The sequence below is a fragment of the Nocardioides sp. ChNu-153 genome, from assembly GCF_030466625.1.
Taxonomy (GTDB): domain Bacteria; phylum Actinomycetota; class Actinomycetes; order Propionibacteriales; family Nocardioidaceae; genus Nocardioides.
Genome location: NZ_JADEVT010000001.1, coordinates 398,802 through 417,956 on the forward strand (window position 1 = coordinate 398,802; position 19,155 = coordinate 417,956).

The 19,155-nt window shown below is 74.8% G+C and carries 22 protein-coding genes and 1 pseudogene; 11 read left to right on the plus strand and 12 right to left on the minus strand.

The annotated features are described in order from the left end of the window. Positions 1 to 17 precede the first annotated feature (17 nt). The 3 genes and pseudogenes from INN71_RS01905 to INN71_RS18080 form a co-directional block, all read right to left on the minus strand. Positions 18 to 497: an SRPBCC family protein gene (locus tag INN71_RS01905; RefSeq protein WP_277497544.1), complete on the minus strand. Its 480-nt coding sequence runs from the start codon at positions 495 to 497 to the stop codon at positions 18 to 20. A gap of 34 nt (positions 498 to 531) precedes the next feature. Beyond that, positions 532 to 990 carry an amidase family protein gene (locus tag INN71_RS01910; protein ID WP_277497543.1) on the minus strand — a complete coding sequence of 153 codons (459 nt, stop codon included), beginning with the start codon at positions 988 to 990 and terminating at the stop codon, positions 532 to 534. A gap of 184 nt (positions 991 to 1,174) precedes the next feature. Continuing rightward, positions 1,175 to 2,374, minus strand: a pseudogene (locus INN71_RS18080) (amidase); the annotation flags it as partial. Between INN71_RS18080 and INN71_RS01915 the strand changes: the two are divergent. Next, on the plus strand, positions 2,325 to 2,699 hold the full coding sequence (locus tag INN71_RS01915; RefSeq protein ID WP_277497542.1) for a PH domain-containing protein: 375 nt from the start codon (positions 2,325 to 2,327) through the stop codon (positions 2,697 to 2,699). The pseudogene INN71_RS18080 and the gene INN71_RS01915 overlap by 50 nt on opposite strands. 16 nt (positions 2,700 to 2,715) lie before the next feature. On the opposite strand, the gene INN71_RS01920 is transcribed toward INN71_RS01915, so the two are convergent. Genes INN71_RS01920 through INN71_RS01930 form a run of 3 tightly spaced genes read right to left on the minus strand, consistent with a single transcriptional unit; the run spans position 2,716 to position 4,583 of the window. Then, positions 2,716 to 3,678: a squalene cyclase gene (locus INN71_RS01920; protein ID WP_277497541.1), complete on the minus strand. Its 963-nt coding sequence runs from the start codon at positions 3,676 to 3,678 to the stop codon at positions 2,716 to 2,718. A 45-nt stretch (positions 3,679 to 3,723) separates the two neighbouring features. Next, complete coding sequence (locus INN71_RS01925) at positions 3,724 to 4,131, minus strand: VOC family protein (protein ID WP_277497540.1); 408 nt, start codon at positions 4,129 to 4,131, stop codon at positions 3,724 to 3,726. A 5-nt stretch (positions 4,132 to 4,136) separates the two neighbouring features. Next, positions 4,137 to 4,583, minus strand: a complete 447-nt coding sequence (locus INN71_RS01930) for a helix-turn-helix transcriptional regulator (protein WP_277497539.1) — start codon at positions 4,581 to 4,583, stop codon at positions 4,137 to 4,139. Positions 4,584 to 4,698: 115 nt separating this feature from the next. Here INN71_RS01930 and INN71_RS01935 point away from each other — a divergent pair, with 115 nt between their 5' ends. Further along, on the plus strand, positions 4,699 to 5,220 hold the full coding sequence (locus tag INN71_RS01935; RefSeq protein WP_277497538.1) for a hypothetical protein: 522 nt from the start codon (positions 4,699 to 4,701) through the stop codon (positions 5,218 to 5,220). A 71-nt stretch (positions 5,221 to 5,291) separates the two neighbouring features. Further along, positions 5,292 to 5,561: a hypothetical protein gene (locus INN71_RS01940; RefSeq protein ID WP_277497537.1), complete on the plus strand. Its 270-nt coding sequence runs from the start codon at positions 5,292 to 5,294 to the stop codon at positions 5,559 to 5,561. Between the two features lie 403 nt (positions 5,562 to 5,964). Here the strand turns inward: INN71_RS01940 and INN71_RS01945 are convergent, their stop codons facing one another. The 4 genes from INN71_RS01945 to INN71_RS01960 form a co-directional block, all read right to left on the minus strand. Beyond that, entirely contained in the window at positions 5,965 to 6,360 is a 396-nt protein-coding gene (locus INN71_RS01945; RefSeq protein ID WP_277497536.1) for a universal stress protein, read from the minus strand. Next, the gene (locus INN71_RS01950; RefSeq protein WP_277497535.1) at positions 6,357 to 7,925 is read right to left on the minus strand and encodes a tripartite tricarboxylate transporter permease; all 1,569 of its coding nucleotides are present in this window, start codon (positions 7,923 to 7,925) and stop codon (positions 6,357 to 6,359) included. The genes INN71_RS01945 and INN71_RS01950 overlap by 4 nt, the downstream gene beginning before the upstream one ends. Before the next feature lie 14 nt (positions 7,926 to 7,939). After that, a complete protein-coding gene (locus tag INN71_RS01955) occupies positions 7,940 to 8,440 on the minus strand; it encodes a tripartite tricarboxylate transporter TctB family protein (RefSeq protein ID WP_277497534.1) in 501 nt (166 codons plus the stop codon). Between the two features lie 80 nt (positions 8,441 to 8,520). Then, the gene (locus INN71_RS01960) at positions 8,521 to 9,531 is read right to left on the minus strand and encodes a tripartite tricarboxylate transporter substrate binding protein (protein ID WP_277497533.1); all 1,011 of its coding nucleotides are present in this window, start codon (positions 9,529 to 9,531) and stop codon (positions 8,521 to 8,523) included. Between the two features lie 64 nt (positions 9,532 to 9,595). Between INN71_RS01960 and INN71_RS01965 the strand changes: the two genes are divergently transcribed. Together INN71_RS01965 and INN71_RS01970 are read left to right on the plus strand one after the other, a co-directional pair. After that, positions 9,596 to 11,218, plus strand: a complete 1,623-nt coding sequence (locus INN71_RS01965) for an ATP-binding protein (RefSeq protein WP_277497532.1) — start codon at positions 9,596 to 9,598, stop codon at positions 11,216 to 11,218. Further along, positions 11,215 to 11,937, plus strand: a complete 723-nt coding sequence (locus INN71_RS01970) for a response regulator (RefSeq protein ID WP_277497531.1) — start codon at positions 11,215 to 11,217, stop codon at positions 11,935 to 11,937. Before INN71_RS01965 ends, INN71_RS01970 begins: the two co-directional genes overlap by 4 nt. On the opposite strand, the gene INN71_RS01975 is transcribed toward INN71_RS01970, so the two are convergent. Further along, positions 11,916 to 12,884, minus strand: coding sequence for a DMT family transporter (locus INN71_RS01975; protein ID WP_277497530.1), 969 nt, complete (start codon positions 12,882 to 12,884; stop codon positions 11,916 to 11,918). The genes INN71_RS01970 and INN71_RS01975 overlap by 22 nt on opposite strands. Before the next feature lie 96 nt (positions 12,885 to 12,980). Between INN71_RS01975 and INN71_RS01980 the strand changes: the two genes are divergently transcribed. From INN71_RS01980 to INN71_RS01995, 4 genes are all read left to right on the plus strand, one after another. Then, positions 12,981 to 14,576, plus strand: a complete 1,596-nt coding sequence (locus INN71_RS01980; protein ID WP_277497529.1) for a M15 family metallopeptidase — start codon at positions 12,981 to 12,983, stop codon at positions 14,574 to 14,576. A gap of 7 nt (positions 14,577 to 14,583) precedes the next feature. Beyond that, the gene (locus tag INN71_RS01985) at positions 14,584 to 15,033 is read left to right on the plus strand and encodes an HIT family protein (protein ID WP_277497528.1); all 450 of its coding nucleotides are present in this window, start codon (positions 14,584 to 14,586) and stop codon (positions 15,031 to 15,033) included. 5 nt (positions 15,034 to 15,038) lie between these two features. Continuing rightward, the gene (locus tag INN71_RS01990; RefSeq protein WP_277497527.1) at positions 15,039 to 15,806 is read left to right on the plus strand and encodes an SDR family NAD(P)-dependent oxidoreductase; all 768 of its coding nucleotides are present in this window, start codon (positions 15,039 to 15,041) and stop codon (positions 15,804 to 15,806) included. 182 nt (positions 15,807 to 15,988) lie between these two features. After that, positions 15,989 to 17,011 (plus strand): DUF3048 domain-containing protein, encoded by a 1,023-nt coding sequence (locus INN71_RS01995; protein ID WP_277497526.1) that lies wholly within the window; start codon positions 15,989 to 15,991, stop codon positions 17,009 to 17,011. Positions 17,012 to 17,023: 12 nt separating this feature from the next. Here the strand turns inward: INN71_RS01995 and INN71_RS02000 are convergent, their stop codons facing one another. Next, complete coding sequence (locus INN71_RS02000; protein ID WP_277497525.1) at positions 17,024 to 17,773, minus strand: TetR/AcrR family transcriptional regulator; 750 nt, start codon at positions 17,771 to 17,773, stop codon at positions 17,024 to 17,026. 160 nt (positions 17,774 to 17,933) lie between these two features. Between INN71_RS02000 and INN71_RS02005 the strand changes: the two genes are divergently transcribed. Next, a complete protein-coding gene (locus INN71_RS02005; RefSeq protein WP_301799333.1) occupies positions 17,934 to 18,479 on the plus strand; it encodes a hypothetical protein in 546 nt (181 codons plus the stop codon). A 69-nt stretch (positions 18,480 to 18,548) separates the two neighbouring features. After that, positions 18,549 to 19,112, plus strand: coding sequence for a YqgE/AlgH family protein (locus tag INN71_RS02010; protein ID WP_277497523.1), 564 nt, complete (start codon positions 18,549 to 18,551; stop codon positions 19,110 to 19,112). Positions 19,113 to 19,155 lie beyond the last annotated feature (43 nt).

The window sequence follows — 19,155 nt, forward strand, 5'->3', positions numbered from 1 at the left end:
CGCACGCGGGGCGGGCCTCAGCGCTGCTCGAGGATCTCCTTCATCCGCGCCAGCGTGGCGGGGATGCCGGTGCGTGCGGCCTGCTCGCGCCCGGCGATCTGCGCCTCGGGGTCCTCGGGGAACTTCGCCGCCAGGAACGCCTGCCCCTGCGGCGTGAACTCCCACGACTCCGTCAGCTCGGTGCCGCCCTCGACGGGCCGCATCGTGTAGGTCCACAGCACGTTGCCGCCCGTCACGCTCCACCCGAACGCGCGGCCCTCGTCGGCCACCGTCACCTCGCAGCGCGTCTCCCACGTGCGGCCGGGCGTCACGTTGCGGCCCGTGAAGGTCGCGCCGACGCGGGGTCCGTCGCCCTCGTCCCACCAGCAGGCCTCGCACACGGGCGACCACTCGCCCGTACGGGTCACGTCGGCGACGAGCGCGTAGACCGCCTCGGGGGAGGCGGCGATGACGGTCGAGTCGGCGAAGGTCAGCGATCCGGTCGCGGCGTCGGTCATGGGTCGAGTCTGCCGCCGACCGGTGACCACCACCTCACAGGGGCGCGACCCGGTCGGCCCACGGCACCGACTCCTCGAGCTGGGCGGCCAGCTGGAGGAGCAAGGTCTCGCCCCCGAGCGGGGCCACGAGCTGCACGCCGAGCGGGAGCCCGTCCGCCGTCTGGTGCAGCGGCAGCGAGATCGCCGGGCGGCCCGTGACGTTGGCGAGCTGGGTGTAGGGCACCCACCCCAGGTTCTTCTGCACCATGTCGTCGACGATCGGCGTGCGGGTGAGCAGGCGCGCCGTACCCGTGCGCAGCAGCGCGTCCGCCGCGACCCGCAGCGCCGCCGGCAGCTCGAACTCCCCGACCTTCGGCGGGGGAGTGGCCAGGGTCGGGGTGAGCAGCAGGTCGTAGGTGTCGAAGTACGTCGAGAGCCGCCGCGCGTGCTGGTGGCGCCGCTCCACCGCGTCGAGGTAGTCGACCCCGCTCGTGGCGTTGCCGAGCGCCGCCATGATCCGGGTGTCGCGCTCGAAGGCCGTGGCGGGGGCGCTGCTGGGCGTCGCGCACCTCCCAGGCGATGTAGACGAACCAGGCGAGCAGGAACTCGCGGGCCAGGGCGGCGTCGTCGAACGGCGCCTCCGCCAGCTCCTCCACCTCGTGGCCGAGGTCGGTGAGCGCGCGCACGGCGCCGGCCACCGCGGCGTACGCCTCGGGGTGCGGGTCGGGGGTGATGGCGGACGGCACGCGGACGCCGATGCGCAGGCGGCCGGGGTCCTTCCCCAGCACCGAGGAGTACGGCGCGGACGGCAGGCTCGGCTGGTACGGGCCCCACGGCTCGCCGCCGGCCATCACGTCGAGCAGCGCCGCGCTGTCGCGGACGGTGCGGGTGACGACGCCCTGCACCGCGGCGCCGTGCATCATCTCGCCCGCACCGGGGCCGAGCGGGGTGAGCCCGCGGCCCGGCTTGAGACCGACGAGGCCGCAGCACGCGGCGGGGATGCGGGTCGAGCCGCCGCCGTCGTTGGCGCCGGCGGCGGGCACGATGCCGGCCGCGACCGCCGCCGCGGAGCCGCCGGACGACCCGCCGGGGGTGCGGGTGAGGTCCCACGGGTTGCGCGCCGGGCCCCAGGCGTCGGGCTCGCTGATGGCCTTGGCGCCGAACTCGGGGAGGTTGGTCTTGCCGAAGATCGCCAGGCCCGCGTCGAGCCAGCGCTGGACGACGGTGGAGTGCTCGGCGGCGGGCACGGACTGCAACGACCGCGACCCGCTCGAGGTGGGCAGACCCGCGTAGTCCTGCCCCAGGTCCTTGATGAGGAACGGCACGCCCGCGAAGGGGCCGCTCCGCTCCTCGTCGCCCGCGCACGGCACGTCCCGCACGATCGCGTTGATCCGCGGGTTCACCTCGGCGGCGCGCTCGCGGGCGACCTGCAGCAGCTCGGCCGCGCTGACCTGCTTCTCGGCGACCAGCCGGGCCAGGCCCGTGGCGTCGTGGCGGCGGTACTCTGCGAAGTCCATCGGTGCTCCCGTCGGCGGTGCGTGCGTACGGCGCGATCCGTACGGGGCCGATCCAACACGATCGGGGGCCGCCGCGGGCCCGGAAGCGGCGAGCGGCCGACGCCGGACGTCGTACCGATCGGGGCCCCGGCGCCACCCTGCGCATGACGTCCGCGGCGGACGAGGACCCCGGGCGTGGGGCGTCATGCGGACCGAGCGCCCAGGGGCACGCTTCGCATGACGTCCCGCGAACGGACGTCCGCCCGTCACGGCTGACATCTCGACACCGCCGTCGTCGCCGAGTCCTCGAAAGACGCCACGCCACGCGCCCACGACTGCCACAGTGCCCGCCATGGAGACGACAACCATCACCAACTGGACCCTGATCCAGGAGATCCCCATCCCGGACGATGTGAACGACCTCCTGGTGGAGGGGGAGCAGGCCGTCGCGGCGTACAAGACGTTCCGTGACTCCGCGGTGTTCACAAGCAAGCGGCTGATCGTGCGCGATGCTCAAGGCTTGACGGGAAAGAAGGTGGAGATCTACTCCCTGCCCTACAGCCGCATCGACATGTGGTCCTCGGAGAACGCCGGGAAGCTCCTCGACTTCAATGCGGAGCTCGAGCTGTGGACCCGTGCGGGTCACATCAAGATCAAGCTCGACAAGAAGGTCGACATCCGACGCCTCGACAAGTTGATCGCGTGGGCGGTCCTGTCGGCGAGCTGAGACCGCGCGACCGGGCTCAACCCGCTTCCGCGTCCCACCACCGCAGCACGCGCAGCGCCTGGAGCGTCAGCCACGGGCTCGGCTCGCCCTCGTCGACGTCGACCGGGAACCAGGTGCGTCCCCGGTGCGGCGGGCCCTGCAGCCACCGGCCGTCGGGCTGCTGCTGCTCGCGCAGGATCGCGACGGCCTCGGCGAGGCGCGGGTCGGGCGGGGTGCCCTCGTGCGCGGCCGCGGCGCGGAAGTGGTCGAGCGCGTTGAGCACGTCGTAGTAGGCCCGGGGCGGGTACGTCGGACGCAGCGCCCACGGCGCCACTGTCTCGCCGGTGGACAGCCGGCGGTGGAGGCGGCGCTCGAGCAGGTACTCCTCCCCGGCCCGGCGCGCCTCCCGGGTGCGTCCGGCGTCGCCCGTGCGCACGGCGTGGTCGAGCAGCCCCTTGAGGGCGTTCAGCGTCGAGTGGAACGAGGAACGGCGCGCGCCGTCGACCCAGAAGCAGTTCCAGCCGCCGTCGGGCAGGCGGTGGTCGAGGAACCAGTCGACGAGGCCGTCGACGTCCGCGCCCAGCCACAGCCCGTTCGACAGCGTCCACGAGTTGATGCAGACGTCGACCTCGCCGCCCCAGTAGGGGAGGTCGTCGTACTCCCAGCGGCAGCCCGCGGCGAGGCGCTCCGCCGTACCGGCGAGGTGGGAGGCGTCGACGCCCCACTCGCGCAGGCTGCTGAGCGACCACGTCGTGGCCGTCCACGGCTGGCCCTCGGCGTCGGGCGCGTGCTCGGAGAAGTCGGCGGGGAAGAAGGCGCCGCCGGCCCACTGGCCGTCCGGGTCCTGCAGGGCCAGCAGGCGGGCGCCGTACCCCTCGGTCGTGACCCGTGCCCGGGTGGCCCGCCACACCTCGTCCGGGGCGTCGAGGAGGTCGCGCTCCACCTGCCAGCGCAGCGCCGGATCCTGGTCGAGCAGCCACTCCCGGGTCCCCGTGTCCACGCGCGCGACGCTAGGCGAGCAGGGCCGGTCGGGGGAAGGCCCGCGTCAGGCCTGGTTGACGCGCACGAGGTTGCCGGCCGGGTCGCGGAAGGCGCAGTCGCGCACGCCGTAGTCCTGGTCCGTCGGCTCCTGCACGACCTCGGCACCGCTCGCCTCGATGCGGGCGAAGTCGGCGTCCAGGTCGTCGCTCGCCAGGGTGAGCGCGGCGAACGTGCCCTTCGCGATGAGGTCGAGCACCACGCGGCGCTCCTCGTCGCTGATGGTGGGGTCGACGGCCGGCGGGTGCAGCACGATCGAGGTGCCCGCTCCACCGGGCGGGCCGACGGTGATCCAGCGCATCTGCTCGTGGCCGACGTCGTTGCGGACCTCCAGGCCCAGCGCGTCGCGGTAGAACGCCAGCGAGGCCTCGGCGTCGGTGTGGGGGAGGAAGGCGTGGTGGATGCTCAGGCTCATGCCGCTCAACCTAGGCGCGGGTCGGGCCGGGGTGCTTCTCCGTTCCTGACCGGTCGCGTGGCCTGCTTGGCGACGCAGGGCGGGATGCCGGCGCCGTCGCCGGCCGCCGCCCGCGCGCGGTAGGTGCTCGGCGCCATCCCGACCAGCTCGGTGAACCGGGTGCTGAACGTGCCGAGCGAGCCGTAGCCCACCGCGAAGCACACCTCCGTCACGCTGAGGCCGCCGCGCCGCAGCAGCGTCATGGCCCGCTCGATGCGCCGCGTCATGAGGTAGCTGTACGGCGACTCGCCGAACGCCCGCCGGAACTCGCGGCTCAGGTGGCCCGCCGACCAGTGCACGCCGCGCGCCAGGGACTCGACGTCGAGCGGTTGCGCGTGGTCGCGGTCGATGCGGTCGCGCACCCGGCGCAGGAGCACGAGGTCGCGCCGCCGCTCCTCCTCGGTCTGGGCCACCGCGGCAGGGTGCGACGGCACTCGCCGCCCGCCGGTGGGTTTGCGCGTCCCCGCGACCGGACAGACCGGCCGGGGGCGGCGAGTGCCGCCGTACCGGACGACGAGGGGGACAGCGATGACGACGTGGCCGACGGACGCGCAGGTGTGGCGGGAGCGCGAGGCGCGCGGCGAGGACACGCCGTGGAGCGAGGAGGGCGTCACGTTCCTCGCCGACGGCGAGGTGCCGGCCGTGCTCGACGAGTCCTACCTGACGCCCGACGACCTCGCGAACCCCGACATCGCCGCCAACGTGGCCGCGAACCGGGACACCGCCGCCCTCGTCACCTGGGTGGCGCAGCGCGAGGAGGAGGCGGCCTACGGCTACTGGCGGGGGCCGGACGACACCCCGCTGGCCGAGGCGGCGGTCGTGCTGCTCGACACCGAGGGCCAGTTCGGCGTGCTCGAGGGCCGCACGATCAGCGAGGCGCTGAGCGCCGACCACGACGGCCTCCGCGTCGACTACGAGGACTACGTGGCGGCCTGCGCCGAGGCCGGGGTCGAGATCGCCGCGGACCTCGACGACCTCGAGCAGCCCGAGGTCGCCGTGACGCCCCGGGCCTTCCACCAGCAGCGGTACGACGCGCACCGCGCCGGCTGACCCCCCGCGGGCCGCCGTGGGCCGCCGGGGCCGCGCGGGCTACGGTCGCCCCTCCCTCCCGAGGAGCACACGTGGACGACGACCGCCCTGGCGACGACGCCGGTCTCTGGCGCCTGCACGGCCTCGTGCCCGCGGCCGAAGAGGTCGACCTGCGCGAGGAGCTGGAGCGCGACCGCACCGTCGAGCGGGCGCTGCGCCGGCTCGACGTGCCGGTGCCGGCGGACGAACCCGAGGAGCCCGAGGAGCCCGAGGTGAACGGCCCACCCGTCACCGACGGCCAGGCGCTGGGGATCCTGGAGCACCTCCTCGGTGCCGAGCCCGAGGACCCCGAGGGCGAGTGACCGTCGGTGGCCCCAATGGTTGAGGTGCTCGCGCTAGCGAGCCTCGAAGCCACGTTCGGATTCGGTGGTGGTTTCGAGGGGTGCTGGCGCACCCACCTCAACCACCGGAACTGTCGCTGGCGCACCCACCTCAACCACCGGCGCCGGGCTGGCTCCCCGGTGGTTGAGGTGCTCGCGCTAGCGAGCCTCGAAACCACGTTCGGATTCGGTGGTGGTTTCGAGGGGTGCTAGCGCACCCACCTCAACCACCGGAACTGTCGCTGGCGCACCCACCTCAACCACCGGCGTCGGGCTGGCTCCCCGGTGGTTGAGGTGCTCGCGTTAGCGAGCCTCGAAACCACGTTCGTGTCCGGTGGTGGTTTCGAGGGGTGCTGGCGCACCCACCTCAACCACCGGGGTGGGGCTACGGCTTGACGGCCAGCACCGGCACACCGGCGCCGAGGAGCACGCGCTGGGCGACGCTGCCGAGCACGAGCTTGCCGACGGGGGACCGCTTGCGCAGGCCCACGACGATCACGGTGCCGCCGTCGGTCTCGGCGACCTCGAGCACGGCCTCGGACACGTCGGGCGCCATGGGGCGGCGGATGACGTGCTCGATGCCGGACTCCGCGAGCGCACTCTCGAGCGCGTCGATGGCGGCGTCGTCGGCGTACCGCTCGTCCACGAGGGCGTCGCCGCGGGTGGCGTTGACCGCGACGATCCGCGCGGAGCGGCGGCGGGCCTCGACGATGCCGTGTTCGAGCGCGGCGCGCCCGAACTCGTCGGGGGTGTAGGCGATGACGACGGTCTCGGCGCTCATCGGGCGGTCTCCTTCTCACGAGGCTCACGGGGGTCGGTGGGGTCGGTGGGGATGGTGTCCTCGGCGACCCGGGCCGTCGGCGCCGCGCCGGGGCGCACCCGGGACAGCACGAGCGGCACGACGACGAGCAGCACGATGACGCCGTAGACGATCACGGCCAGCGGCTCGTCGACCAGGCCGTTCAGGTCGCCGTCGGAGATGGCGAGCGCCTCGCGCATCTTCGTCTCCATCAGCGGGCCGAGGATGACGCCGAGGATGAGCGGCAGCACCGGCAGCCCGAAGCGCCGCATGGCCAGGCCGAGCAGGCCGAAGACGAGCAGCAGGAACAGGTCGAAGGGCTGCTGGTTCGCGGTGTAGGCACCCAGTGAGGCGAAGAACAGGATGCCGGCGTAGAGGTAGGGCCGGGGGATCCGCAGCAGCTTCGCCCACAGCGGGGCCAGCGGCAGGTTGAGCACGAGCAGCAGCGTGTTGCCGATGAGCAGGCTGGCGAGCAGCGTCCACACCAGGTCGGCGTGCTCGGTCATCAGCTGCGGGCCGGGCTGGATGCCGTAGCCCTGCAGCGCGGCCAGCATGATCGTCGCCGTCGCGGTGACGGGCAGGCCGAGCGCGAGCAGCGGCACGAAGGTGCCGGCGGCCGAGGCGTTGTTGGCCGCCTCCGGTCCGGCGACGCCCTCGATGGCGCCGTGGCCGAACTCGTGGCCCTTGCGGGCCAGGCGCCGCTCCAGCACGTAGGACAGGAACGTCGGCGTCTCGGCGCCACCGGCCGGCACGGCGCCGAACGGGAAGCCGAGCGCGGTGCCGCGCAGCCACGGCCCGACCGAGCGCCGCCAGTCGTCGCGGCCCATCCACGGGCGCCCGACGGGGATCACCGAGAGCGGCTTGCGCCGCAGGTGCGCCGCGACCCACAGCGCCTCACCGACGGCGAAGATGCCGACGGCCACGACGACGATGTCGATGCGGTCCGCGAGCAGCGGCTGGTCGAACGACAGGCGCGGCTGGCCGGTGTTGAGGTCGAGGCCGACGAGCCCGATCGTCAGGCCGAGGAACAGCGCGATGAAGCCGCGCAGCCGCGACGACCCCAGCACGCTGGTGACCAGCACCATCGCCATGAGCATGATCGCGAGGTACGACGGCGCGCCGATCTCGACGGCGACCTCGGCCAGGGCCGGGGCGAAGAACACGACGAGCAGCGTGCCGATCGTGCCGGCGATGAAGGAGCCGATGGCGGCCGTGGCGAGCGCCTGGGCGGCCCGCCCCTTCTTCGCCATCCGGTTGCCCTCGAGCGCCGTCATCACCGACGCCGACTCACCGGGTGTGTTGAGCAGGATCGAGGTCGTCGAGCCGCCGTACATGCCGCCGTAGTAGATGCCGGCGAACATGATGAACGCCTGGGTCGGCTCGAGGCCGAAGGTGACGGGCAGCAGGAGTGCCACCGCCATGGCGGGACCGATGCCGGGCAGCACGCCGACGAAGGTGCCGAGCAGGACGCCGATGGCGGCCCAGAGCAGGTTCTCGGGGGTGAGGGCCGTCGCGAGGCCGTCGCCGAGCAGCGAGAGACTTTCCATGGTCCAGGCCCCTCTCAGAGGATTCCGTCGAGGACGCCCGGCGTCAGCGGGATGCCGAGGCCGACGTAGAACGCGTACCAGCTGGTCACCGACAGCACGACGCCGATGAGCAGGTCCCGCACGGGCGTGCGGGAGCCGAGCGCCCACGTCGCCCCCGCGAACAGGAAGGCGCCGGTGACGGCCCAGCCGAGCCAGCCGACGGTGGCGATGGTCAGCACCAGCACCGCGACGAGCTTGACGACGGTCATCCAGTCCGACCCCTGCGAGAGGTCGACGTCCTCGCCGTCGTCGAGGTCGGGCACGTCGCCGCGCAGGGCCGCGACGGCGAGCAGCACGCCGAGGCCCGTCAGCACGGCGCCGATGACGTAGGGGAACGCCTTCGGCCCGACCGGGTCGGCGAACCCGACGACGAGGGTGGAGGCGTCGTACACGGTGTAGAGGCCCACCACGACCAGCGCGGCGGCGAGGCCCAGCTGCGCGAGGTCGCGCTCGGGCGCGGGGGGATCGAGGGTCACGGGGTCACCTGTGGCTGCGGGGGAGGAGGGGGCGGAGGAGGGGTCGGGGGTACGGCGGAGCGCGCCGTCGCGGGTGGCGCTCACGTCGCGAGACCCAGCTCGTCGAGGGTGTCGGCGACGCGGGCGTCCTCCGACTCCAGGAACTCGGTGAACTCGTCACCGGTCTGCAGGGCGTCGATCCAGCCGTTGTCGGCCATCGCCTGCTGCCACTCGTCGGTGGCGTGCATCTCCTCGACGAGGTCGATGAGGCGCTGGCGCTCCTCGTCGGTGATGCCGGGCGGGGCGAGCACGCCGCGCCAGTTGTTGAAGACGAGGTCGACCCCGCCCTCCGTCACGGTCGGGACGTCGGAGAGCGACGGGCTGTCGACGCGCTCCTCGCCGGAGACGGCCAGGGCGCGCAGGTCGCCCGAGGCGATCTGGCCCTCGAACTCGCCGAGGCCCGAGAAGCCCACCTGGATCTTGTCGCCGAGCAGCGCGGACGTCAGCGGCCCGCCGCCGTCGTACACGACGTAGCGGACCTCGCGCGGGTCGATGCCCGCCGCCTGGGCGAGCAGCATCGGGAAGAGGTGGTCGGGGCCGCCCACCGACGAGCCGCCGCCCACGACGATCGCGTTCGGGTCGGCGCGCCATGCGGCGATGAAGTCCTCGAGCGTGCGGTAGGGGGAGTCGCGGGGGACGAGCACGCCCTCCTGGTCCTCGATCAGCTTGGCGATCGGGGTGGCGTCCTGCGGGCGGAAGTCGTTGCCGTTGGAGTAGAGCGAGCCGACGACGCCGAGACCCATGTACATCATCAGCCGCGGGTCGCCCTCGGCGTTCATGAGCCGCGACATGGCGACCGAACCGCCGGCGCCGATGATGTTGCTGATCTCGAAGTCGCCGCCCGTGAGGTCGTTGCGCTCCATGGCCGCGACGGCGGCACGGCCGGTCTGGTCGTACCCTCCACCAGGGCTGTTCGGGATGTAGACGGTGAAGTCGTTCGACGCGTCACCGCGCGTGACGCCGCAGCCGGTGAGGGCCGCGAGCAGCACCACCGCCGAGACGGTCCCGGCCGCGCGTCGTCGCGCGGTCCGGCGGGAGAATGGGTTCCACATGTGGGGATCGTCACCGGTGGTGTGGCCCCCGTCACGCTTTGGGTCGCAACGGAGGTTCGGCAACTTGTGGTCACGCTCGCGCCTCACGCTCGCGGGGCAGTTCCTGCTGCTCCAGCTGAGCGTGCTGCTCGTCGTGCTGACCGTGGCGGGCTTCGTCACGGTGCAGCAGGCGGACTCGGCGTTCCGCGACGACCGCGGCAGCCGGCTGCGCTCAGCGGCGGAGAACCTGGCCAACACCGGGGCCGTGCGCAGCGGCCTGCAGGAGCGGTACCCGCCCGAGGAGGCGCTGGCGTCGTACGCCGGTGACGTGCGCGACCGCCTCGGGGCCGACGCGGTCTACCTCCTCGACGCCGGGGGTCGGCAGGTGGTGGGCCCGAATCCGACGGAGGAGGGCGAGCAGGTCGACGTCGGCGACGGCTCGATCCTCGAGGGGCGGGTGTGGACCGGGGACGTCCGCGAGCGCGGCCGGCCCTCGCTCGCCGCCCTCGTGCCGGTCCTCTCCGACACGGGCGACCAGGTGGGCATCGTGATGGTCGCCGAGCGGTACCCGGGCTGGCAGGCCCGCCTGGAACGGTCCGCGCCCGACCTCGCCGTCTTCCTCGGCCTCGGGTTCGCCCTCGGCGCGGTCGGCTCCTTCGGCCTCTCCCGGCTCATCAAGCGCCGCACCCGCGGGCTCGAGCCCGCCGAGATCGGGGCGCTGGCCGACCAGCGCGAGGCGCTGCTGCACTCCATCCGCGAGGGCCTCGTGGCCGTCGCCGACGACGGGCGCATCACCGTCGTCAACGACACCGCCCGTGAGCTGCTGGAGCTCGACCCGGCCGTCGGCCCCGGGACGGCGCTGCTCGACGCCGCGCTGCCGCCCGAGGTCGTCGCGGTGCTCGCCGCGGCCGGCGACGTCGAGGAGATCCGCGACGCCCTGCTCGTCGTCGGCGGGCGGGTGCTGGTGGTGAACCGCACGCGGGTGCGCGGCGGGGGCGTGACCGGCGGGGTCGTGGTGACGCTGCGCGACCACACCGAGCTGCTCGCCCTGCGCAGCGAGGTGCGCGCCCGCGAGTCGGTGACCGAGACCCTGCGCGCCCAGACCCACGAGTTCGCCAACCGGCTCCACACCATCTCCGGGCTGCTCCAGCTGGGCGAGCACGACGAGGCGGCGGCCGCCATCGGCACCATCGTGCGGCGCCAGGCCGCGATCAGCGACCGCGTGCGGGCCCGGGTCGAGGACCCGCAGGTCGCGGCGCTGCTCGTGGCCAAGTCCACCGTCGCCGCCGAGCGCGGCCTGGCCGTCGAGCTCGTGGGGGAGGAGACGCTGCCGCGCCTCGACGCCGACCTCGCGGCCGACGTCGGCACCGTCCTGGGCAACCTCGTCGACAACGCCGTCGACGCGGTCGCCGGGCAGGTGGCGGGGCAGGCCGGGCAGGCCGGGGACGCCGGGGTCCGCGTGCGGCTCTGGTACGACGGCGCCGCCGCGTGGGTCGAGGTCGCCGACTCCGGTCCCGGCGTCGACGCGGCCGAGCGGGAGCTGGTCTTCGAGCGCGGCTGGTCGTCCAAGGAGCCGGTCGCCGGGGGCCGGGGCATCGGACTGGCGCTCGTGCGCCAGGTCTGCCAACGTCGGGGCGGCGAGGTACGGGTCGGCACGGGGTCGCCCGGCGCCGTGTTCACGGCGGTGCTGCCGGGAGGTCGGGCATGAGCGGGGCGGGTGACGAGCTGCGGGTGCTCGTGGTCGACGACGACTTCATGGTCGCCTCCATCCACACGCGCTTCGTCGAGCAGATCCCCGGGTTCGTGCCCGTCGGCGTGGCCGCCACCGGCACGGCCGCGCTGGCGGAGGTCCAGCGCCTGGCCCCCGACCTCGTGCTCCTCGACGTGCACCTGCCCGACCTGTCCGGCATCGAGGTGCTGCGGCGCCTGCGCGGGCGGGGCGACGACACGGGCGTCATCATCGTGACGGCGGCCCGCGAGGTCGACACGGTGCGGGCGGCGGCGGCCGCCGGCGCCGCGCACTACCTGGTCAAGCCGTTCGAGCGGGACGACCTCGTCGCCCGTCTCGAGCACTTCCGCCGCAGCCACCAGGCGCTGGCCGCGATCGGGGCGGACGACGGCGAGACCGGCCCGCGGCCCGAGGCGCGCACGACCCAGCACGCGATCGACGCGGTCTTCGCCCCCGTCGGCGCCGCCCGCCGCCAGCTGCCCAAGGGGCTGTCGCCGGAGACCGCGGCCGCGGTGGCGGCCGAGCTGACCGGCGACGTCGAGCTCCCCGCGGCCGAGGTGGCCGACCGGGTGGGGGTGTCGCGGGTCAGCGCGCGGCGCTACCTCGAGCACTTCGTCGAGACGGGCGAGCTGACCGCCCGTCTGCAGTACGGCGGCGCGGGCCGCCCGCAGCGGCTCTACCGCCGCACCGCGGGCTGAGCCCCGAGCACGACCGTGGGGTCCGTCCCGCGCGGTTCGGTCACCGCGCGCACGGCCACGGCGAGCAGGATGAGCACGCCGCCGACGACCCCGACGGGCCCGAGGCGCTCGTCGGCCACCAGCGCCGCGAGCAGGGCGGCGCTCACCGGCTCCAGCAGGGTGGCGACGGTCGCCGTGCCGCTGCTCGTCGTGCGCAGCCCGGCGTAGAGCAGCCCGTAGGCCAGCGCCATCGTCGCGACGCCCAGCCACACCAGCCACGTCAGCGAGACGGGGTCGGTCGTCGCCACCGGCAGGCCCCGCGCGGCCTCGACGGCCGCCCACGGGAGGAGCAGCAGGGCGCCGACCGTCGTCGCCAGCGTCGTGAGCGCCAGGGGAGGGGCCTCCTGGCTGACCGTGCGCCCCACGAGCGTCGTCGCGGCGTAGCCCACCGCGGCGGCGACGGCGAGCCCGACCCCCAGCAGCGGCGACGGGCCCGCGGCGGCGTCGCTGCCGCCGTACGTGACGAGGGCGAGGCCGGCCAGAGCCGCCACGAGGGCGACGAGCTCGCCGGGGCGCGGCGCCCGGCGCTCGCGCAGGCACTCGACGACCGTGACGAGCGGCGGGGCCAGGCCGAGCGCGACCACCGTCGCGACCCCGATGCCGGCGGTGAGGACGGCGGCGAAGTAGAGCCCCTGGTACGCCGCGGTCGCCGCGCCGAGCAGCGCCGTGCGGACCGGGTGGCGACGGGCCAGCGCGGCCACGGCGGGTCCCTGGCGCAGCGCCAGCACGACGACGACGAGCACGAGCGCCGCCAGGCCCATCCGCCACGCGCTGACGGTGCCGGACGCCATGCCCTCGCGCTCGTGCAGCTCGTGGACGGCCAGGCCGCCCGTGCCCCACAGCACCCCCGCCGCGCACACCTGGGCCAGGCCGCGGCGGGCGGGTCCGGCGGCGGGTGCGGTGGTCACGGGCGGTCCTCGGGGTCGGGCGGGTGGTCCTCGGCGCGCCGAGCCTAGGGCTCGTCGGCCGTTGTGGTCGGGCCCCCTCCTCCCTACCCTGCTCCCATGAGCGTCTCGGGCCCCGCGTCCCCCCTCTCGTCCCGGCGCCGGTGGCGCAGCCCGCTGCGTCCGCGGGGCACCGTCGCGGTCACCGGCCTCGTCGTCGCCGCCCTGCTCGTGGCCCCGGGGGTGGGGTACGCCGACGCGACCGCGCCGTCCGCGGCCGCGGCGCCGCACGCGGTCACCGCCGAGACGGACCCGCCGGCCTCCGAGCCGACCGAGCCCACGACGCCGACCGAGCCGGCCGAGCCCGCAGCGCCGAGCCAGCCCGCCCAGCCTGCCCAGCCCGACGCGGGGGCGACCGAGCCCGACGCCGGCGCGGCGGAGCCCGACGCCCCCGCCGACCCCGCCGCCGCGGCGCCCGCCCGGGTCACGGTGAGCGCCCCGGCCGGGTTCAAGGGCGACCAGGTGGACGTCACCATCGCCGTCGCCGACGCCGACGGCGCGCCCCTGGCCGGTGCCCGCGTGCGCGTGGAGCGCTTCACCTACGGCAAGTTCGCGCCCGTCGCGACGCTCACGACGGGCGCCGACGGCACGACGACGGCGACGGTGGTCGTGGCGGCGTACTCCCGCGACAACGTCGTGCGCGCCCTCTTCGACAGCGACGGCGAGCACGCGGGGGCCATCGGCGAGGGCCGCATCACGCTGCGCCAGCGCCGGGCGGTCGTCGAGCTCGCCGCGCCCACGAGCGTGCGCGACGAGCACCCCCTGACGCTCTGGTACGCGGTGCGCGACGAGGCCCGCAACCCGGTCACCGGCACGGTCGAGGTGCACGCCAACGACGGGTCGGGTTACGAGGTCGTCGCGGCGCGCGCCCCGCTGGCGTCGAACGGCGGCGGCAAGGTCGTGTTCAAGCCCCGCAGGGGCACGAAGTACCGCGTCGTGTTCCGCCCGCAGGAGTGGATCGCCCAGGGCATCAGCCCGGAGCGCTGGGTGAACGTCGCGCCGTACGCCCCGCCCGTCGTGCTGCCCAGCGGCGCGCCCCGCCCGACGGTCTACGTGCCGCCGGCCCCCCGCGCCACCATCCCCGGCCCGGCGCCCGAGGTGCTGACGATCCCGAACCACATCTGGGCGGACATGGTCGGGCGCTCGTGGCGCCCCGGCTGCCCCGTGGGCCGCGCCGACCTGCGGCTGGTGCGCGTCAACTACCTCGGCTTCGACGGCTTCCGCTACCGCGGCGAGGTCGTCGTGCACCGCTCGATCGCGACGCGCACGGCGCGGATGCTGAGCGCCCTGCACGACGGCGGCATCCCGATCCGCTCGATGGTGCGCCCCGACGGGTTCGGCTACAGCTCGCGGCTGCGGGGGGCCGACGACTACAAGTCGATGGCCGCCGACAACACCTCGGCGTTCAACTGCCGCGGCGTCGTGGGCAACCCGAGCCGCCGCTCGCCGCACTCGACGGGCCGCTCCATCGACATCAACCCGTGGGAGAACCCGTACCGCTCGGCCCAGGGCGCGGTGCCGAACACGTGGTGGCTCAGCCGGTCGCACCCGACCGTCGCGTGGCGCAGCCGCTCGCACCGGGTCGTGCAGATCCTCGCGAACCACGGCTTCCGCTGGACCTACGGCCTGGGCGACCTGCACCACTTCGACGGCTGAGCGCCGGGTGCCACCAGCACGGGCCGCGACCGTGTGCGTCTTCTGCGCCATCGTGGCGCGGGAGGCGGACGCCGACGTCGTGCACGCCGACGACGACCTGGTCGCCTTCCTCGACCAGCGCCCGGTGTTCCACGGCCACGTGCTGCTGGTGCCGCGCGTCCACGTCGTGACGCTCGACGAGCTGCCGGCCGCGCTGCGCGACCCGTTCCTCGCGACCGCCCAGCGGCTGTGCCGCGCCGTGGTCGACGGCCTCGGCGCCCAGGGGTCGTTCGTGGCGGTCAACAACGTCGTCAGCCAGTCGGTGCCGCACCTGCACCTGCACGTCGTGCCCCGCACCAAGGGCGACGGGCTGCGGGGCTTCTTCTGGCCCCGGCAGAAGTACGGCGCGGGCGAGCGCGCCGCCGCCGCCGGCCGCATCCGGGACGCCCTGGCCGCGCCGGGCGATGGCCTAGGGTGACGCGCATGGGTCGATTCGACGGACGGGTGGCAGTCATCACGGGCGCGGCGCGGGGCATCGGCTTCGGCACCGCCCAGCGGTTCGCGAGCGAGGGCGCGTCGGTCGCGATCCTCGACCTCGACGAGGGGGCCGCCGCCGACGCGGCCGGCCGCGTCGAGCTCGCCGACGGGGCGCGAGCGGTGGGCATCGGTGCCGACGTGTCCGACGCGGCCTCGGTGGACGCGGCCGTCGACCGGGTCGTCAGCGAGCTCGGCGGTCTGCACGTCCTGGTGAACAACGCGGGCGTGACGCGCGACAATCTGCTGTTCAAGATGACCGAGGTCGACTGGGACCTCGTCATGGGCGTGCACCTCAAGGGCGCCTTCCTCATGACCAAGGCGGCGCAGAAGCACTTCACGGAGCAGCGCTACGGCAAGGTCGTGTGCCTCTCCAGCACCTCCGCGCTCGGCAACCGGGGCCAGGCGAACTACTCGGCCGCGAAGATGGGCATCCAGGGCTTCGTCCGCACGCTCGGCATCGAGCTCGGCCCCTTCGGCATCAACGTCAACGCGGTGGCCCCCGGCTTCATCGCCACCGAGATGACGGACGCCACCGCGGCCCGGATGAAGATGAGCGTCGAGGACTTCCGCGCCGGCGTGGCCGAGCGCAACCCCGTCAAGCGCATCGGCCTGCCCGAGGACATCGCGGCCGCGGTCACGTTCCTGGCGAGCGACGAGGCGTCGTACATCACCGGCCAGACCCTCTACGTCGACGGCGGCGCCACGCTCCTCTGAGCGCCGGCGACCGCCCCGGTCCCCCCTCTCCTGCAGGCACCTCGGACGCCCCACTGGTCTCGACCAGTGGGGCGTCCTGCGTCATCCGTGCGCGTGGCGCCGTGCCGTCCCGGCCCCCGCGGCCCAGACTGGCGCGCGCCGGCGGCTGCGCCGGGCACGACGGGACGACGAGGAGCGGGGCAGTGACGGGTACGGCGCGGGCACGGGCCCGGCGGACGATCGGCGGGGTCGGTGCGCTCGCGCTCGCCCTGGCTGTGGCGGCCTGCTCCGGCGACGCGGGCGACGTCGCCGCGCAGGGGGACGACCCCGCACCCGCGGCGGCCCCCGAGCCGCCGCCGACGTGGCCCTTCACCGGTCTGCCCGCGGACCCGTCGGCGACCACGGGGCCCGCCTTCGTGGTGAAGATCGACAACACGGCGGCCTCGGCGCCCCAGCGGGGGCTCGGCAGCGCCGACCTCGTGGTGGAGGAGCTCGTCGAGGGCGGTACGACGCGGCTCGCCGCCTTCTTCCACACCGAGCTGCCGGACGAGGTCGGGCCGGTGCGGTCGATGCGGGCCAGCGACATCGGCATCGTGCCCACCGACGACACGACCGTCGTCACCAGCGGGGCGGCGCAGCGCACCATCACACGGCTGCGCGACGCCGGGGTCGGCTTCGTCGAGGAGGAGGGCGCGCCCGCGGGGTTCTCCCGCAGCGACGCGCGCCGCATCCCCTACAACCTCTTCGCCGACCTGACCGAGGTCGTCGGCACCCCCTCCGACGGTGAGCGTCCCGACGACTACCTCGCGTGGGGCGACGGCGCCGCGTGGGCCGGGGGCGCGCCCGCCACGGAGGTCGACGTCCGGTTCTCGGGGTCGCACACGACGAGCTGGGAGCTCGACGGGGACGCCTACGCCGTGGTCGACGGCAACGCCGGCGAGGGCGACGACTTCCGGGCCGACACCGTGGTCGCCCTCGAGGTCGACGTCGTCGACGCCGGCTACCTCGACCCCGCGGGCAACCCCGTCCCGGAGTCGGTGCTCGAGGGCACCGGCACGGCGACGGTGTTCCACGCGGGTCGTGCCGTCGAGGCCACGTGGTCGAAGGCCAGCGCGGCCGCACCGCTGCGGCTGCTCGGCGCCGACGGCGCCGAGCTGGCCGTCCCGGCGGGCCACACGTGGATCGAGCTGGTCCCGGCCACCGAGGGGTCGGTCACCTACGACTGAGCGGCGCCAGCGTCAGTCGGCCGCGGGCGGGGCGCCGTCCGGGTCGGCCTCCCCCTCGAGGGCCTCGGGCTCGTCGAGCTGCTCGGTCGTGGGGAGTGCGACGCCCCCGTCGCGCATGAGCTGCATCCCGCTGAGGATGTAGCCGACGACGACCTCGACGCGGCGGCTGGCCGCACCCGGGTCGTCCGAGTCGGCGACGAACTCGCCGGCGGCGGACAGCGCGCCGAAGAACACGCTGCTGAACGACGAGAGCAGGAGGTCGTCGAGCGGGGCGCCCGGGTCGGCGAGCACGTCGGCCACCATGTCGTGCACGAGCGCGAAGCTCGTGCGCTCCTGCTGCTCGCGGATCCGCTCGTAGCCCAGGACGGCGGGCCCCTCCTGCACGACCACCCGCCGGTACGCCGGCTGCTGCACCACGTCGACGAAGGCGCGCAGCCCGGCCAGCGCCTTGTCCCACGGGTCGCGCGCCTGGCCCATCGAGCGCTGGATCGCCTTGACCGCCTCGCCCTCGACGCGCTCGAAGACGGCCTCGAAGAGCGCTCGCTTGCCGTGGAAGTGGTGGTAGAGCGCGCCCTTCGTCACCTCGGCGCCCGCGACGATCGCGTCGAGGGAGGCTCCGGCGTACCCCTCCTCGGCGAAGAGGCGCTCGGCCACGTCGACCAGTGCTCGCTTCGTCGACGCCGAGTACTGCGCCCGCCGGTTGGTGCCGGGGACGGACGGCAGCCCGGGCAGGCGGCGCTTGGACGAGGGGGGCTTGCTCATGGCGCCGCCCAGCATAGGTGGGGCGGCGCGCGGCTCCGGGAGGGTGAGCGCCGCCACGTGCGCGACGTCACCGTCACGGTGCCTTCGGTGCGGGGTACCTGCTGGGCATACTCGCAGTACGTACCGCTGGTATGTGAATGCCCGACCGAAGGAGACGACCATGACGTGGAACTCGTACCACCGCCGCGGTGAGGTGCTCGCGGCCGTGGCCGCGACCGCGGACGCCCGGCGTGACGGCCTGCTGCCCACCGACGTCGCCGGGGTCGCCGAGACCTTCCGCGACGACCTCGACCTGCTCGGCGCGCTGCAGCTGCGCTGGCACACCCGGCTGGCCGGGCGCATCGACCGCGAGCTCTCCGGACAGCCGCTCGACCTCGAGGCCGCCGTCGTGGCCGCGTGGGTCGCGACGGCGGGCGACCTCGCCGGCGTGCGGATGGTGCTCGACCGGGCGATGACCGAGGGCGCCGGCGAGGAGGCCGACCGCATGCTCGGCATCGCCGTGACGAAGGAGCGCCTGGTGCTGGCCGCGATGGCGGGCCGCTCGAGCTTCGACGACGCCGCGTCGGCCGCGGTCGGCGCCGCGATCGAGGACCGCGCCCGGGCCACGCTCGCCGCCGAGGCGGCGGCGCCCCCCCGGGTCGGCGCCCACGCCGCCGGGCCCCGCCCGACCCTGCTCGACCGGCTGCGGGCGGCACTCGCCGCGTGAGGCCGCCCCCGCGACGCCGCCGCGACCGCCGTACCCCCCAGGTGCGGCGGTCGCGTGCATGATGGACGCATGATCGAGGCCCGTCCCGGGATGCTCCTGGTCGCCTCGCCGGAGCTGCAGGACCCGAACTTCGCGGAGGCAGTGGTGCTGCTGCTCGACAGCGACGAGGACGGTGCGCTGGGCGTCGTGCTCAACCACCCCTCGCCCGTGCTCGTCGCCGACGTGCTCGACCAGTGGCGCGACGTCGTCTCCGACCCCGACGTCGTCTTCCGCGGCGGACCCGTCAGCCCCGACGGCGCGCTCGGCCTCGCCCGCCCGGCGGACCCCGCGGCGCCGCCCGTCGGCTACCGCGAGGTGATCGGCGGCATGGGCATGGGAGTGGTCGACCTCGACACGCCGGTCGAGCTGCTCGAGGGCGGTCTCGCCGCCCTGCGCATCTTCGTCGGGTACGCCGGGTGGGGCCCGGGCCAGCTGGACGCCGAGGTCGCGGAGGGCAGCTGGTACGTCGTGCCCGGCGTCCCCGCCGACGCCTTCGCCGACGACCCCGACGACCTGCGCCGCGACGTGCTGCGGCGCCAGCCGGGCGAGCTCGCCTGGGCCGTGAACCGGCCCGTCGACCCCACCCTGAACTGACCCCCTCGGCCGCTCCGTCGAGTCGGTCGGAACGCCCGGGGGA